Genomic DNA, 368 nt, shown 5'->3' with positions numbered 1-368 from the left:
CTGACCTGCCAGTTTAGGATAAGTTGCGATACCGCTGTTACCATCGGCTGCGTGACACGCCGCACAGATAGTAGTCGCTACCTGTTTGCCTTTTTCAGCATCTGCTTTAGGGGCAGCGGAAACCGCACCGGCAGCCAATACCAAGGCCAATAAAGTCAATCGTTTCATGGAGTGCTCCTGATTACAGCATTGCGTACCGCGTCAATGCCTTTTTTATACTCAAATACCGGGGAATTTTCCCGATTAAAACCGATAATTCTATAAACGTGCTATTCTATACCAAGTTTACATTAAATTACTACTCAAATTACCAAACTGCTGCAACATAAATGCCCGATACAAATTATGATGTTGCAGTTTTGTTTCCA

General features: G+C 43.5%; 1 protein-coding gene. It reads right to left on the bottom strand.

Annotation, left to right across the window (positions count from 1 at the left end):
- A partial coding sequence (locus tag ACTHSP_RS22750; protein WP_440347097.1) for a c-type cytochrome occupies positions 1-168 on the bottom strand: 168 nt, incomplete at its 3' end.
- Positions 169-368: the final 200 nt, after the last annotated feature.

The sequence above is a fragment of the Neisseria sp. P0001.S005 genome (genome assembly GCF_051963715.1).
Note: the sequence above shows the minus strand (reverse complement) of the source record. Positions and strands in the feature narration are given on the sequence as shown.